At 70.5% G+C, this 13193-nt stretch carries 15 protein-coding genes; 10 read left to right on the top strand and 5 right to left on the bottom strand.

Annotated features, from left to right (window positions below):
- Positions 1-47 precede the first annotated feature (47 nt).
- The gene (locus OIE67_RS14285; protein WP_326640363.1) at positions 48-920 is read left to right on the top strand and encodes an alpha/beta fold hydrolase; all 873 of its coding nucleotides are present in this window, start codon (positions 48-50) and stop codon (positions 918-920) included.
- A 74-nt stretch (positions 921-994) separates the two neighbouring features.
- Here the strand turns inward: OIE67_RS14285 and OIE67_RS14280 are convergent, their stop codons facing one another.
- Positions 995-1357, bottom strand: a complete 363-nt coding sequence (locus OIE67_RS14280; RefSeq protein WP_326640361.1) for a helix-turn-helix domain-containing protein — start codon at positions 1355-1357, stop codon at positions 995-997.
- Between the two features lie 579 nt (positions 1358-1936).
- On the opposite strand from OIE67_RS14280, the gene OIE67_RS14275 reads away from it, so the two are divergent.
- Both OIE67_RS14275 and OIE67_RS14270 read left to right on the top strand, forming a co-directional pair.
- Positions 1937-2239 carry a prolyl oligopeptidase family serine peptidase gene (locus OIE67_RS14275; RefSeq protein WP_326640359.1) on the top strand — a complete coding sequence of 101 codons (303 nt, stop codon included), beginning with the start codon at positions 1937-1939 and terminating at the stop codon, positions 2237-2239.
- A gap of 83 nt (positions 2240-2322) precedes the next feature.
- Positions 2323-3489, top strand: coding sequence for an MFS transporter (locus OIE67_RS14270; RefSeq protein ID WP_326640358.1), 1167 nt, complete (start codon positions 2323-2325; stop codon positions 3487-3489).
- 1079 nt (positions 3490-4568) lie between these two features.
- Here the strand turns inward: OIE67_RS14270 and OIE67_RS14265 are convergent.
- On the bottom strand, positions 4569-5426 hold the full coding sequence (locus OIE67_RS14265) for a phosphotransferase family protein (protein WP_326645354.1): 858 nt from the start codon (positions 5424-5426) through the stop codon (positions 4569-4571).
- 138 nt (positions 5427-5564) lie between these two features.
- Here OIE67_RS14265 and OIE67_RS14260 point away from each other — a divergent pair, with 138 nt between their 5' ends.
- Positions 5565-6167 carry a TetR/AcrR family transcriptional regulator gene (locus OIE67_RS14260; protein ID WP_326640356.1) on the top strand — a complete coding sequence of 201 codons (603 nt, stop codon included), beginning with the start codon at positions 5565-5567 and terminating at the stop codon, positions 6165-6167.
- A gap of 532 nt (positions 6168-6699) precedes the next feature.
- Here the strand turns inward: OIE67_RS14260 and OIE67_RS14255 are convergent.
- Positions 6700-7107: a hypothetical protein gene (locus OIE67_RS14255; RefSeq protein WP_326640354.1), complete on the bottom strand. Its 408-nt coding sequence runs from the start codon at positions 7105-7107 to the stop codon at positions 6700-6702.
- Positions 7108-7527: 420 nt separating this feature from the next.
- Here OIE67_RS14255 and OIE67_RS14250 point away from each other — a divergent pair, with 420 nt between their 5' ends.
- Both OIE67_RS14250 and OIE67_RS14245 read left to right on the top strand, forming a co-directional pair.
- Complete coding sequence (locus OIE67_RS14250; RefSeq protein WP_326640352.1) at positions 7528-7905, top strand: STAS domain-containing protein; 378 nt, start codon at positions 7528-7530, stop codon at positions 7903-7905.
- Positions 7906-7998: 93 nt separating this feature from the next.
- Positions 7999-8781: a glycerophosphodiester phosphodiesterase gene (locus tag OIE67_RS14245; RefSeq protein WP_326640350.1), complete on the top strand. Its 783-nt coding sequence runs from the start codon at positions 7999-8001 to the stop codon at positions 8779-8781.
- Between the two features lie 13 nt (positions 8782-8794).
- Here the strand turns inward: OIE67_RS14245 and OIE67_RS14240 are convergent, their stop codons facing one another.
- A complete protein-coding gene (locus OIE67_RS14240; protein WP_326640348.1) occupies positions 8795-9316 on the bottom strand; it encodes a DUF1772 domain-containing protein in 522 nt (173 codons plus the stop codon).
- A gap of 93 nt (positions 9317-9409) precedes the next feature.
- Between OIE67_RS14240 and OIE67_RS14235 the strand changes: the two genes are divergently transcribed.
- Complete coding sequence (locus OIE67_RS14235; protein WP_326640346.1) at positions 9410-10096, top strand: TetR/AcrR family transcriptional regulator; 687 nt, start codon at positions 9410-9412, stop codon at positions 10094-10096.
- A 27-nt stretch (positions 10097-10123) separates the two neighbouring features.
- On the opposite strand, the gene OIE67_RS14230 is transcribed toward OIE67_RS14235, so the two are convergent.
- Positions 10124-11257, bottom strand: coding sequence for a serine hydrolase domain-containing protein (locus OIE67_RS14230; RefSeq protein ID WP_326640344.1), 1134 nt, complete (start codon positions 11255-11257; stop codon positions 10124-10126).
- 233 nt (positions 11258-11490) lie between these two features.
- On the opposite strand from OIE67_RS14230, the gene OIE67_RS14225 reads away from it, so the two are divergent.
- From OIE67_RS14225 to OIE67_RS14215, 3 genes are all read left to right on the top strand, one after another.
- Positions 11491-12276 (top strand): MerR family transcriptional regulator, encoded by a 786-nt coding sequence (locus OIE67_RS14225; protein ID WP_326640342.1) that lies wholly within the window; start codon positions 11491-11493, stop codon positions 12274-12276.
- Positions 12277-12319: 43 nt separating this feature from the next.
- Positions 12320-12544, top strand: a complete 225-nt coding sequence (locus OIE67_RS14220; RefSeq protein ID WP_326640340.1) for an STAS domain-containing protein — start codon at positions 12320-12322, stop codon at positions 12542-12544.
- A gap of 187 nt (positions 12545-12731) precedes the next feature.
- Positions 12732-12899: a hypothetical protein gene (locus OIE67_RS14215; protein ID WP_326640338.1), complete on the top strand. Its 168-nt coding sequence runs from the start codon at positions 12732-12734 to the stop codon at positions 12897-12899.
- Positions 12900-13193 lie beyond the last annotated feature (294 nt).

Genomic DNA, 13193 nt, shown 5'->3' with positions numbered 1-13193 from the left:
AAGCCGTGCTTTGGTCTAACCATCAAAACGAGTCGTAGGAGTTAGACATGACTGCCGTTCACCATCGCTACGCCACCGTCCAGGGCCGGCGGCTGTTCTACCGGGAGGCCGGTCCCGCGGACGCGCCGGCCGTCGTGCTCCTGCACGGCTACCCGACCAGCTCGTTCATGTTCCGCCACCTGATTCCGGCGCTCGCCGACCGCTACCACGTCATCGCTCCCGACCACCTCGGGTTCGGGCTGTCGGACGCCCCGCCGGCCGACGAGTTCGACTACACCTTCGACGCCCTCACCGGCCTCACCGCCGGCCTGCTCGACCAGCTGGGCGTGCGGCGCTACGCCGTCTACGTGCAGGACTACGGCGCCCCGATCGGCTGGCGGCTGGCCCTGGCCGGCCCTGAGGCCGTCACGGCGATCATCACGCAGAACGGCAACGGGTACGACGCCGGCTTCGTGCCGGGCTTCTGGCAGACCGTGTGGGACTACCACCGGGAGCAGACGCCCGAGACCGAGCGCGCGATCCGCACCGCGCTGAGCCTCGACGCCATCCGCTGGCAGTACCTCACCGGCGTCCCGGACGAGAGCCTGGTCAGCCCCGACACCTGGCACCACGACCACGCGCTGGTGTCCCGTCCCGGCAACGACGCGATCCAGCTCGCGCTGTTCCGCGACTACGCGACCAACCCGCCGCTGTACAAGGAGCTGCACGCCTACCTGCGGGCGAACCAGCCGCCGCTGCTCGCCGTGTGGGGCAGGGGCGATGAGATCTTCGGGCCGGACGGGGCCCGCGCGTTCTCCCAGGACGTCCCGAACGCGGAGATCCACCTGCTGGACGGCGGGCACTTCCTGCTGGAGAGCGCGGGCGACGAGGTGGCCGGCCTGATTCGCGACTTCCTGGCCCGCGCGACGAGCGCCCGCTGACGCGGGCGTTCGATGCCTGATCCGTCCGGTGTCACCTCGGCCTCCGCGACCCGCCGCGCGGGGCGGTCGTGGGGTCAGTTTCCGGCCGAGCGTTCCCGTTCGTACGCGGCGTTGATGCGCAGCGCCTCGGCGAGCTGGTCCTCCAGGATGATGATCCGGCAGGCGGCCTCGACGGGCGTGCCCTGGTCGACGAGCTCCCTGGCGCGGGCCGCCAGGCGCAGCTGATAGCGGGAGTAGCGGCGGTGGCCGCCGCTTGAGCGTCTCGGCTCGATCAGTTTGGCGGCGCCCAGGGCCCGCAAAAACGTCGGGGTGACGCCGAGCATCTCCGCCGCCGCGCCCATGCTGTAGGCGGGGTAGTCGTCATCGTCGAACCGGTCCTCGGCGCTGGGCGCACCGCTGAGACCGTCATCGTCGGCACCGGCGGGCGAAGCCTGCATGGCGCCGGGTATGTGCCCTTGACCCATAAATACCTTTCTTCACGCCAACAGGGGGCCCCGGCGCCATGTGCGCCGGGGCCCCGAAGAGGTTCAACACCATCTGCCGGCCTGGGGCCGGCTTGTTGTCATCCGCATCCGCCGCCCTGTTCGGCGGCGATGCGGGGATCGCGGATGCGTGACCGTAGACCACCTTCCAATCCTGTGGAACTGCGGTACCCGAGCGGCGAACGTCAGCCGGCGACGGGCGATCCTTCGATGGCGTTCAACGCTCCCTTCCCTATTCCTCTGGACGTGACGTCCACTTACATCAACGGCAGCGCGTCCACGATCTGGGCCCTTACCAACCGCGCTGGCCCTTCACGTCCGACCTTCTGCCTGACCCAACTGACTTCATCCTCATTCCGGGCAGTTCATCGTGTTGCCGGTGTTTCCGCTGCCCGGTGGATCCGTTCCTTGCGATGTCAGAAACTCTAGTACCCGAGCGCGCGAATGTCTACTACGGCGAACACAGATTTTCGCCTCCGCCCGTCGCAGCCTTCATCCCCCGCACGATCTCGGGCGATAGGTTCTGTCCCGATCATGACGGTCGAGGGCTGGGGAACGGTGTCGATGGACTTCGACGAGAAGGTGACAGCGCGGTCGGTCGTGGACGGTGTCCTGCCGCTGCGTCCGGGCGTGCCGCTCGGCCAGGCCACGTACTTCCATCGGGCGCTGCGGCGGTTCGGCGGCGAGCACGAGTTCGTCGCCTATCCGCGGGAAGGACACGTGATCCGGGAACGCCGGCACCAGATCGACGTGCTGGAACGCACCCGCGCCTGGTTCGACCGGTGGCTCGCCGGCCCCGCTCCCGCACCAGGGCGAAAAACGCGTTGCCCCCGATAGCTCGCGAAACGTAGAGTCTTGCGCTCGTGATCTCAGTGGTGGAGCGAGTCCTGCCGGCTCGATTGGGGACGGGATTCCGATGGTTGCTGGCGTCGAGCTGGCTGACGAATCTCGGTGACGGAGTCGCGGCCGCGGCGGGCCCGCTGCTGATCGCGTCGCTGACCCGCGACCCGCTGCTGATCTCGCTGTCGGCGCTGGTCAGCTGGGGGCCGCCGCTGCTGTTCGGCCTGTACGCGGGCGTCCTGTCCGACCGGTACGACCGGCGCAAGATCGTGATCGTCGCGAACGTGGCACGCGCCCTGGTGCTGGCGGCCCTCGTCGCGCTCATGGTGACCGGCACCGTGACGGTGGCGACGGCACTGGTGGCCCTTTCGCTGCGGTCCATCGCCGAGGTGTTCGCCGACAACACGACGGCCACGCTGACGCCCACGCTGGTCGACAGGGACGATCTCGTCATCGCCAACGCCCGCCTGGGCACCGGGTTCATCACGCTCAACCAGCTGGCCGGCCCGCCGCTCGGCGCGGCGCTGTTCGGGCTGGGCGTGACCTGGCCGTTCGCCGGGCAGTTGCTGCTGGTGCTGGCCGGGATCGTCCTGGTCTCCCGGATCACCCTGCCGCCGCGGGTCCGGCCGGACGGCGATCAGGCGCCCAACGCCGTACGGGAGCTGATCGCCGGGTTCAAGTGGACCATCCGGCACGCCGCCGTCCGTACGCTGGCGCTGACCATCCTGATCTTCAACTTCACGTTCGGCGCGGCCTGGTCGGTGCTCGTCCTCTACACCCAGGAGCAGCTCGGCCTCGGCGCCGTGGGTTTCGGCCTGATGACCACCATCGGCGGGATCGGCGGCCTGATCGGCACCGGTCTGTACGGGTACATCACCCGCAAGGTGAGCCTCGGCGCCCTGATGCGGATCGGACTCGTCATCGAGACGCTCACCCACCTCGGCCTGGCCCTGACGCATTCGCCGTGGGTGGCCGGCGGGATCTTCCTGGTCTTCGGCGCGCACGCGTTCATCTGGGGCACGACCTCGGTCACCATCCGCCAGCGTGCGGTTCCCAGTGAGCTGCAGGGGCGGGTGGGCAGCGTCAACACCGTCTGTGTCTACGCCGGTCTGGTGGTCGGCTCCCTGATCGGCGGCACCCTGGCCACGGCATTCGGGGTGGCGGCGCCGTTCTGGTTCGCCTTCGCCGGGTCCGCGGTGTTCGTGGTGCTGTTGTGGCGGCAGCTCATGCACATCGCCCACGACTGAGCCCGCCGGGAGCTGGTGCGCTCTATGTGCTGACTTGGTACGAAATTTCAGGCAAGGTCGGGCAAGATCGCTACGCTGCCCCCATGGACCGCGCAATCGCCGCCGTCGCGGTGCTCGTGCTGCTCGCGGGTCTGGCCGGCGGTCAGGAGGATCCGCGCGTCCCGTACCGGCCGTATGACGCGAGCTGCCCCGCGTGGACGGAGCGCGAGCGAGGGTTCGGCGACACGCGGGCGGAGCATCGGGAGCGCGCCTTCCTCTGTCTGGTACGGGACGCGGGCGGCCCCATGTTCCCCGCCGTCAGGTCGGACGCGGAACTGCTCGCGTACGGCAGGAGATTGTGCGCCCTGCCGTACTGGCGGCTGACCGAGGACTGGCTGCGCAGCGAGGACCGGACGATCAACCTGCGCGGGCTGGAGGAGGCCCTCGTCTTCCTGTGCCCCGATGCCATCAGGGGCCCGGACCAGGAGCCTTCCGACGACCATATGGTGAAGGCGAACGCCGAGTACTACGCCGCGAGCAACGCCACCTGCCGTGACCCCTGGCCCAAGATGCGGGGCCGCAGGCAGGGAACGGCCGCGGTGTTCACGTCCGAGGGCGGCGTCTACCACATCACCGACAGCGATAACCCGTACGCCGAGCCCAGGACCGGGCGGGCCCACGGGCTGATCACCGCCGAGGGAACCGGGGTGAGCGTCGACACGATCCTCCAGGGGAACGTCTGCGTGACCGTCAAGGCGTTCGACCACGCTCCGCCGCTGCGACTCAAGGGGTGGACGGAGGTGGCCGAAGTCGGGGTCACCAGCCGGACCGGCCGCCTGGTCATGCCCACCGTGGATCCGGGCGGCATGGAGGGCGCCGGGCGGCCCCTGCCCAACCTGGCATCGAGGGGCCGGGCCGCTACCGGGTGCGGGTCTACGCACGGGCCGAGGAGAACTTCCGCACCATCCTGCCCACCGAGTGGCACCTGGTCGTGGTCCATCCGGGACGGTCGAGGAAGGCGATCGTCCATCGGACCCGCGACTGACGTACAGCGCCGCCTCCCCTGGCGCCCGAACGGCGCCGACCTCGAAGGCCCGGGATCAGCCGGAGGCGGTGGAAGGGCCGGTGTGATCGAGCTCCGCCCGCAACTGCCCGAGCCACTCCGTGCCCAGCCGCCGCCCGTCAGGGAACTGGTCGGCGCGGTCCCAGCGCCACGCCGTGATCATCGCCAGGACGAGGATCCGGCACTGGCGCAGCAGCTCCCGATCGACGTCCGGATAGTGCTCGCCGACCTCCTCGGGCTGATGGGCGAGGTCGAACTCGACCGGCCCTCGGCAGCACGTCTCGAAGTCGATGAACAGCAGCCCGTCCTTCGTACTGAGCACGTTGCCGGGGTGCGGCTCGCCGTGCAGGAACTGCTCGGGGGCGCCGCGCTCGGTGATCGTCCGCCTCAGGTCGCGCAACGCGCCGGCGAGGACTTCGCGGTCGTCGTCGCCGAGCGCCGGGGAACGGTCGCGGTCCGCCACCAGGACCTGGGCCTCCTCGATCCGTTCCGTGAAGCGCCGCGCCGGGATGTCCGCCGCGCGCATGCCGGCGTGCAGCCGCCCGAGCGCGTCGGCGACCTCGGCCGCTGGGACGTCGCCGGACCCCACGGGCTCGTAGTAGGTCCACAGCGTGATCACGAAGCCGTCGCGTTCGTGGACGCGTGGCTCGGCCCGCGGCTCCAGTGCGGCCACCGGGCTGCCGCATTCGCCGAACCGCCGCGCCACCTCGATCTCGAAGGAGGCCATCGTCCCTTCGGCCGCGGGCGCCACCCTGGCCAGGACGTCACCGGGCAGCAGGCGCAGGGCGAGCTTGTTCGAGTCGTGCAGGACGATCGCGTCGTCCGCCGCCAGTCCGAGTGACGATGCGGTCGCCATGGCCGCGGCCATCGCCCGTTCGCGCTCCGCTGCCTGCATCGCCACCTGTCCCCTCTTCCGTACGCACCGTGCGCACGACAGGGGATTCTCCGAGATCGTCCACCCGCCCGGCAACCGGATATCCGCCCGGAGCCTTCGTACATAGAGACCGAACGTTCTATCCGGTATAGTGTTCGCATGGGGCGAAGTGAACCGCTGAGCCGGACCTCCGAAGCGCGGTCGCGGCTGCTCGCGACGGCGACCAGGATCTTCTACACCGAGGGCATCCACTCGGTCGGCATCGACCGGATCGTCACGGAAGCGCAGGTGACCAGGGCGACCCTCTATCGGCATTTTCCCGGCAAGGAAGAGCTCGTCCTCTCCTACCTCGACGGCGTCGACCAGGCGATCCGCGGCCAGGTGAACGGGGCTCTGGCCGAGGGCCGGCCGGCCGGGGAAAGCCTGCTGGCCATCGGCCGGTCCATCGCCGGTGACATCCGGTCCCCCGGATTCCGCGGCTGCGCCTTCCTCAACGCCGCGGCCGAATACCCCGACCCCGCGCATCCCGCCCACCAGGCGGTTCTCGCTCACCGCCAGTGGTTCCTCGAGACCGTCACCGGGCTGCTGGAGCAGGCCGGCCACACGCCGCCCGAGCCCGCCGGCCGGCACTTCGTCATGCTGCGGGACGGCGCCATGGCGGCCGGCTGCCTCTTCGACCCGGAGCTGATCGGCGAGACCTTCTTGCACGGGGTCGAAGGGCTCCTGCGCAACCCCGCCGGCGTGGCCGGATCACCGGCGTAGGGCCGCTCAGGTCGCCGTCGCCCAGAAGCCGCAGTGGTGGGTGGCGCCCGCGTCGACGCGGGAGATCCCCCAGCCGGCGTCCGTCCCCACGGCGAGTCACCTCGCGGGGGCGCAGGACGAGATCGTCCCGGCCGTCCCGGCCGCCGATCACGAGGCGGCCGTCGTACAGCGTTTTCGGCCGGTCCCGGCGTGCCGCAGTGGGCCGAAGTAGTCGCAGGGCGCGACCTCGGTCGGAGCCGGGCCGGGTTTTCGGATATCGGGGCAGGGTAGGCGGTCCGCCATGAGATTCGGGGGCTGGGACGTCAGACCGCTGGGCGGCTGGACGGGCTGCCTGATCATGATCGCCATCTCGGTGGTGCTGTCGATCCTGCTGACGGTCATCATCAACCTGCTCCTCTGAACGCAGGTCGCGGGCGTGCTCGTTCTGGCCGGGCAGCTGGTGGCGGCCGCCCTGCGCCTGCGACCGGCCCGGGTCGTGGGTGGCCCGTCCGGAGGCCGTGGGTGACGGGCCTCCGGACGTCCGGGTCAACGGTCAGAGCGCCAGCAGGTCGAATCCGCCGTCGGCCAGGCGGCCCGTGTTGGTGTCGTACACGTTGACGGTGATCGTGTTGTGGTGGTCGCAGGTCGCGGACGGGTTGCGGTAGGCGATGTGCGGCAGGCGCCGCGGGTCGCGCGGCGTGAGCTGGATGAGCGCGTCGGGCGCCTCCACCGAGTGGGAGAGCTGGACGCAGTACCGGCCGGTGGCCGCCAGCCACGACCTGACGACGTTCGTGCCCTTGTTCAGGCTGCCGTCGGCGTTGACGATGGCGGCGGCGCTGTCGTAGAACGTCGCCGGGCGCTGGTGCGCGCCACTCTGCTCGGCGTGCGCGGGCGAAACCGCTGCCGTGATGAGGCCGGCGACCGTCAGGGCGAAGGCCCCTGACACAGTACGACGAAGCATGAAAATTCCTTTCGATCGGGCCCTTACAGGGAGCAAGATTGAAAGTAATTCCGCATTCGACAGCACGCCGCGCGCCACCCCGGCAGGGACAATCAAGAAACTTTGATCGATCGAACCCGAACCCGTGACCGCGTGACGAGCGCCGCATCCGGGCCTGGTCACCGCCGGAAAAGCACGGAGAAATGCACCACCGAACCGCCGAGTCATCGGAAATGGTGGCCTTTACCGCGAAAGGCGGATAGACGGCCGGACGGCTGAAGATCTTATGGCCAAAGCCCTTTCCCGCGACCCGCTTCGGCCGTAGCGTCAACGGTGACGGCGTCGCCGACGTCACCATGAGGCCGGCCTACTGTGGGGATCGCTCGTGTTCATCTCTCTCGCGCACTCGTCGATCAGCTGAACGCCCGCGACGAGACCTCCATGTCTCCTCCCTTCGGTGTCCGCTGCCGCTCGGTGGCCGCCGGCGCGCTGATCGTCGTGTCGGGCGAGCTCGACGCCACCAACGTCGGCCGGCTCGAGTCCTTCATCAGCCGGGAGCGGCGGCGCGGCCGTCCCCTGATCCTCGATCTGGCCGGGCTGACGTTCATGGACAGCATGGGCCTGCAGGTGCTGCTGCTGGTGCACGCCGACATCCGCCGGGAGGGCGGCACGCTGCACCTGGCCGCCGTCCAGGATCTTCCGGCGCGGATCCTGCAGCTCACCGGCGTGTGGGACGCCCTGAACATCCACGCCGACGTGACGCAGGCCGTCGCGGCCGTACGCGACCTCGAAGCCGGCTCGAAACGGCTGCGGTCGTAGTCGGGCCGGAAACGCGATCGTCACCTGATGCCCGGCGCGAGCGTGCTGTGGGACAGTGTCGTGCACTGACGACAAGATCGAAAGGTGCGTGCTGTGGCAGTCCCCCTCGCCGCGTTCCTGCTGGCCTCGTTACTCACCGCCCCGTCGGCCGCGCTGCCCGCGTGCCCGCAGATCTTCGGGCACGGCGGCTACCCCACCGGCGCCGACGCCTGGGAACGGGACCAGATCCGCCAGCCCAACAACCCGGCCGCCATCCGCCAGTACAAGGCGTGGGGCGCGGCGGGCGTCGAGGCCGACCTGCAGCTCACCAGGGACGGCACCAAGGCCGTCATGTGGCACAACACATCGACCTGGGGGTTGACCGGCACGAAGAAGAACATCACCGAGATCTGGTGGGCCAGCGGCGACACCCGGCTCGACGGGCGCACCATCACGCGCGGCCCGTTCGAGGGCGAAAGGGTGCACACGTTCCGCCAGTGGCTGGCCGCGATGAGGTCGGCCGGCATGATCGGGATGGTGGAGGTCAAGCCGGAGGGCAAGCAGTCGCTGTTCCACGCGGACGCCGCGATCAAGGCGCGGGCCTGGGCCGAGGTGCTCGACCCCGTCAGGGAGAACTACCGGTCGCAGGAGATCATCCTGTATTCCCACGACAGCGGCGTCTCCGCCGAGCTGCGGCGGCGGGTGACCGCCGCGGGCATGACGCAGGTGCTGAGCGGCGGCCCCGTCTGGCCCGACGTCACCATGTGGGAGGAGCCGCCGCCCTCCTGGCGGCTGAACGAGAGCGCGTGGAACCAGGCGCTCCAGAGCGGCGCCAAGCGGATCGCCACCGACTACCCGTCCCAGCTGCGTTCATGGCTCGCGGGCAAGTGCCAGTGACGGGCCCGTCCGGTCACTGGCGGGTGGTGAGCGGGTAGCCGTCCTGGGCCGGTCGCGGGTCGGCCGTGGACAGGCGGTCGAGGCCCTGAGCGACGATCAGGCAGACGAACGCCGTGAGGGCGAGTGCCGTACGGACGAGGTGCAGGCTGGACCACCGGCGGCGGATCTCCTCCCAGCCGGCGGGCAGCAGGTCGGGATTCCAGCCGTCCACGATCCGGTTGACGGGCTCCAGGCCCGCCAGGGTGAGGGCGACCGTGAGGATCACCAGGACCAGGGCGGCCACGCTGAGGCCGAAGACGAGCCGGCCGCGAGACCACGACAGGGCCGACACGACGAGCGACGCGGCGATGCCGGCCAGCAGGAGCGGCGGCATGGCCCGGCCGTAGTCGACGTTGAGCGCCTGCCAGTACCTGACGTATGCGGGCCCCGGCAGCCGGCCCACGGACGGGGCCAGCACCACGAAGGCGACGCCGCCCGCGTACGAGCCGACCAGCAGCAACGCGATCATCCTGGACGCCGTGAGAACCGAGGACACCGTGGGCCCCTTTCGCGACGAAGGCTTGGTTAGATTGGACCATATTCATTAGAGAAGACTCTAGTCAATATGGTTCTGGAATCATGGCCTCCGATGACCGAGCAGAGAAAGCGCCGCCGCTACTCCAGCGCCCTGCGCCAGGAGCACGCCCAGGCCACCCGGCAGAAGATCGCGACGGCGGCGCACGAGCTGATGATCGGCAAGGGCTACGCCGCCACGACCATGGCCGACGTGGCCCGCGAGGCCGGGGTGGCCGTCCAGACGCTGTACACGTCGTGCCCCGGCGGCAAACCCGCGCTGGCCAAGCTCGTCTACGACGTCACGCTCGCCGGGGACGCCCGGCCCCTGCCGCAGAGCGACCGTCCCGAGGTGCGGGCGATCATCGACGAGCCGGATCCCGTACGCAAGCTGGCCCGCTACGCCGCCATGGCCACCGCGATCCTGCGGCGCGTCACGTCCGTGCACCGCGTCCTGCGCGACGCCGCAGCCGCGTCGCCGGGCGACCACGGGCTTCGGGACGTGCTGGACGGCATCGAACGTGAGCGGCTGACAGGCAGCCACGGCCCCGCCGCCCACCTCCACGAGCTCGGCGCGTTGCGTCCCGGCCTTTCCCCCGCCAGGGCGGCGGAGCAGATCTACGTCCTCACCGCGACGGAGAACTTCGAGAAGCTGACCGAGGTGTGCCGGTGGAGCGAGGCCGAGTACGAGGAGTGGCTCGCCACGATGCTCGCGTCCGCCCTCCTCGCCCGCCCGGACGGCGAGCGGGCGCCCGGACACTGACCCGGCCCGGCGCGGGCGCGGCCGGGCTCAGGCCGTCGGCGCGTCGGGGCCGCCGTCGAAGACCGCCGTGACGAGCTGCCGCTTCACCTGCTCCATCGCCTCGGCCATGGCGACCCAGCCCACCTGGGCGTCCCCGAACGTCAGCGAGCCGGTCATGGTCCTGCTGCCGTCAGGCGTGGCGTACATGAGCGTCGCCCAGCCCCAGAAGCCGCCGTTGTGCTGGACGATCGTGCCGCCGCCGTCCGTGCGCTCCACGAACACCCCGAGGCCGTAGCCCATGGTGGGGTCCGGCGTGCACATCTCGGCCAGCAGCGGCGCCGGCAGCAGCCGGCCGCCCATCAGCGCCGAGAAGAACGTGTGCAGGTCCTGGGTGGTCGAGATCATGTCGCCGGCGGCGGAGATCCACGAGGGGTTGAAGCGGGTGGTGTCGGCCACGTGCCAGCCGTCGCCGTCCTCGTACGGGTAGTAGCCGTGCGCGTGCGGCTCGGGGAGCTCCGGCGAGTCCTCGGGCACCACGGTGCCGATCAGCCCGAGCGGGTCGAGGATGCGCCGCCGCATCTCCTCCCCGTACGGGCGGCCGGTGACCTGCTCGATCAGCAGCCTGGCCAGCACGTAGTTGGTGTTGGAGTAGCTCCAGCCCGTTCCCGGCTCGAACCTGGCCGGCTTGGACAGCGCCATCCGTACCAGCTCTTCCGGCCGGTAGGTCCGGTCCCGGTTGTCCAGCCACTCCTTGCCCAGGCCGGCGACGCCGCCGGCCACCTGCGTCCCGTCCGGGTAGATCTCGCCGGTGAAGCTGAACAGGCCGCTGGTGTGCTGGAGCAGCATCCGCACCGTGATCCGCGGGTCCAGCTCGAACTCGGGCAGGTGGCCGGCCACCGGGGTGTCCAGCCCGATCCTGTCCTCGGCGACCAGCTGCAGCATCAGGGCGGCGGTGAAGGTCTTGGTGACGCTGCCGATCCTGAAGTGACCGTCGATCGGCGGCGCGGCGCTCCCGCCCAGCTCGCTCACCCCGGCGCTGCCGGCCCAGTGACCGCGCTCGTCGTGCACGCGCAGCTGCACGCCGGCGAAACCGTGGTCGACGATGGACTCGATCGCCTTGCGCAGGTCCGGGCGGTCCTGTGCGGCGGCGGTGTTCTCGACGGTACGGAGGGACTCGTTCATGATCAATCCTTGGCTGGTGGTAGTGGTGTCCGGCGCGGGCGGGAAGTGTGGCAGCGACCCCGGCCCTGTGCCGGCGGCCCCGTGGAGGCGGCCTGCGATCAGCGTGGGCCTTGACCTAGGGTCAAGGTCAACCGCCTCGCGCTCTGGCCTCCGGCGACGACGTGATGAAGCGGGCGGAAGCGGGCTATTCTCGACCCTGTGACCTGCCGCGACCCGTACTCGATGGCCCGCTGATGACCGGCGGGCTCACCATCGGCCAGGCGGCCGCGTTCGCCGGCGTCACGATCAAGACGGTGCGGCACTATCACCGGCTCGGCCTGGTCGCCGAGCCGGAACGCGACGGCTCCGGCTACCGGCGCTACCGGTCGGCCGACCTGCTCCGGCTGGTCCAGGCCCGCACCCTGGCCGGGGCGGGGGTGCCGCTGGCCGAGATCGGCGACCTGCTCGACGCCGATCCCGTACGGTTCACCGCCGCCCTGGACGACGTGGACCGGCGGCTCACCGAACGCATCGAGGACCTGATCGCGCGCCGCGACACGCTGCGCCGGCTCGACCAGGGCGACCGGGCCCTGCTGCCCGACCGGGCCTGCGCGCTCCTCGACCGGCTGACCGCCCTCGGCTTCGCCGCCGACTACGTGGACACGCAGCGCGAGGCCATGGTGCTGACGCGGGCGCTGATCCCGGAGATCTTCGACAGCTTCCTGTCCCGGCTCGAGGACTGGCTCGGCGATCCCGAGTTCGCCGAGCTGACCAAGCAGGGCTGGGACGCGAAATCCTGGGATCCCGAGGATCCGCGGATCGAGGAGCTGGCGGCCGCGATGGCGGGCCGGCTGCTGGCCGATCCCGCGCGGCTGGCGATGCCCGCCGAGCTGCGGCGGCGGCCCGACGCGGACGCCCGGTACGGGGTGATCGACCACCACGGGGAGGACCGGAAGCCGTCCCTCGCCCGGCTGAACGCGCTGATCGAGGCGCACCTGCGCGCGGCCGGCGTGGACGTTCCGCGCCCTCCGCACCAGTAGGCGGCCGCGGAGCGGCCGGCGGTGGCCTCGATACGATGGCGGGGTGATGATGTCCGCCGGCGAGACTCCCGCCCCCGCACCGCTGCGCCTGACGTCGTCCACGGCCGGCGACATCGCCGTGATCGCCGTGGAGGGAGTGCTGGACGCCACCACCCGCCAGCAGTTCGCCGACCACCTCGACCAGGCCGGCACCTCCATCATCCTCGACCTCGCCGGCGCCGTCTTCATGGACTCCCGCGCCCTCGGCCTGATCATCCACCACTGGTAGGCCAGCCAGGCCGCAGGCGGCAAGTTCGCCCTCATCGGCGTCGACTACCGCCGCGCGAAAATCATGTGGATCACCGGCCTGGCCAAGGTCCTGCCCCTCTACGACGACCTCGACGCAGCACTCGCCGCCCTCGCCTGACCGGAGCGAACGGCGTCCGCCACCTCGCGAGTGACTGCATACTGTTGCCATGAAAATACTCACAGTGATCGCCGCCGGCGCTCTCGCCATCCTGTTCACGTCGGCGGCTCCGGTCGACACCCGCTCCCTCAAGCGGCCCGCCCTCTGCTCGGTCACCTCCCTGGCGGTGGGTGAGCTGGTCGACAGTTGCCGTCTGGTGAAGTCGGCCGGTCTCTGACCGGAGGGGCCGAGGTGCGGCGCCGGCTCCGCTCAGCGCGATGAGCGCCGGCCGGCGTCCGCACGGCCCGTGGGGTGCCCAGCCGGACGGGCGGCGGGGCGTCTGAGGGGAACGAGTCCGGGCGGCGCGGCAGGACGTTCGTACCAGGGGAATCGCGGGCATGAGCTGCGAGGCAGCGACGGTAATTCGGGTGACATTTCCCACTTCATGCCTCATCGTTGGGCGCGGCCGATGAGTTTTGTCGGTGGGGCCGGTCAGTCTGTACATGACGACCACTTCTTGTGAAACCGAAGC

This window comes from Nonomuraea fuscirosea (assembly GCF_035917475.1).
Taxonomy (GTDB): Bacteria; Actinomycetota; Actinomycetes; order Streptosporangiales; family Streptosporangiaceae; genus Nonomuraea; species Nonomuraea fuscirosea.
This window is presented reverse-complemented; position numbering and strand designations above follow the sequence as displayed.

What these genes read in the sequence shown, in the direction of transcription:
- OIE67_RS14230 (WP_326640344.1), bottom strand. Translation starts at nt 11,257, where the DNA reads ATGAACGAGTCCCTCCGTACCGTCGAGAACACCGCCGCCGCACAGGAC.
- OIE67_RS14275 (WP_326640359.1), top strand. Translation starts at nt 1,937, where the DNA reads ATGACGGTCGAGGGCTGGGGAACGGTGTCGATGGACTTCGACGAGAAG.
- OIE67_RS14285 (WP_326640363.1), top strand. Translation starts at nt 48, where the DNA reads ATGACTGCCGTTCACCATCGCTACGCCACCGTCCAGGGCCGGCGGCTG.
- OIE67_RS14255 (WP_326640354.1), bottom strand. Translation starts at nt 7,107, where the DNA reads ATGCTTCGTCGTACTGTGTCAGGGGCCTTCGCCCTGACGGTCGCCGGC.
- OIE67_RS14235 (WP_326640346.1), top strand. Translation starts at nt 9,410, where the DNA reads ATGACCGAGCAGAGAAAGCGCCGCCGCTACTCCAGCGCCCTGCGCCAG.
- OIE67_RS14280 (WP_326640361.1), bottom strand. Translation starts at nt 1,357, where the DNA reads ATGCAGGCTTCGCCCGCCGGTGCCGACGATGACGGTCTCAGCGGTGCG.
- OIE67_RS14260 (WP_326640356.1), top strand. Translation starts at nt 5,565, where the DNA reads ATGGGGCGAAGTGAACCGCTGAGCCGGACCTCCGAAGCGCGGTCGCGG.
- OIE67_RS14215 (WP_326640338.1), top strand. Translation starts at nt 12,732, where the DNA reads ATGAAAATACTCACAGTGATCGCCGCCGGCGCTCTCGCCATCCTGTTC.
- OIE67_RS14265 (WP_326645354.1), bottom strand. Translation starts at nt 5,426, where the DNA reads ATGCAGGCAGCGGAGCGCGAACGGGCGATGGCCGCGGCCATGGCGACC.
- OIE67_RS14225 (WP_326640342.1), top strand. Translation starts at nt 11,491, where the DNA reads ATGACCGGCGGGCTCACCATCGGCCAGGCGGCCGCGTTCGCCGGCGTC.
- OIE67_RS14250 (WP_326640352.1), top strand. Translation starts at nt 7,528, where the DNA reads ATGTCTCCTCCCTTCGGTGTCCGCTGCCGCTCGGTGGCCGCCGGCGCG.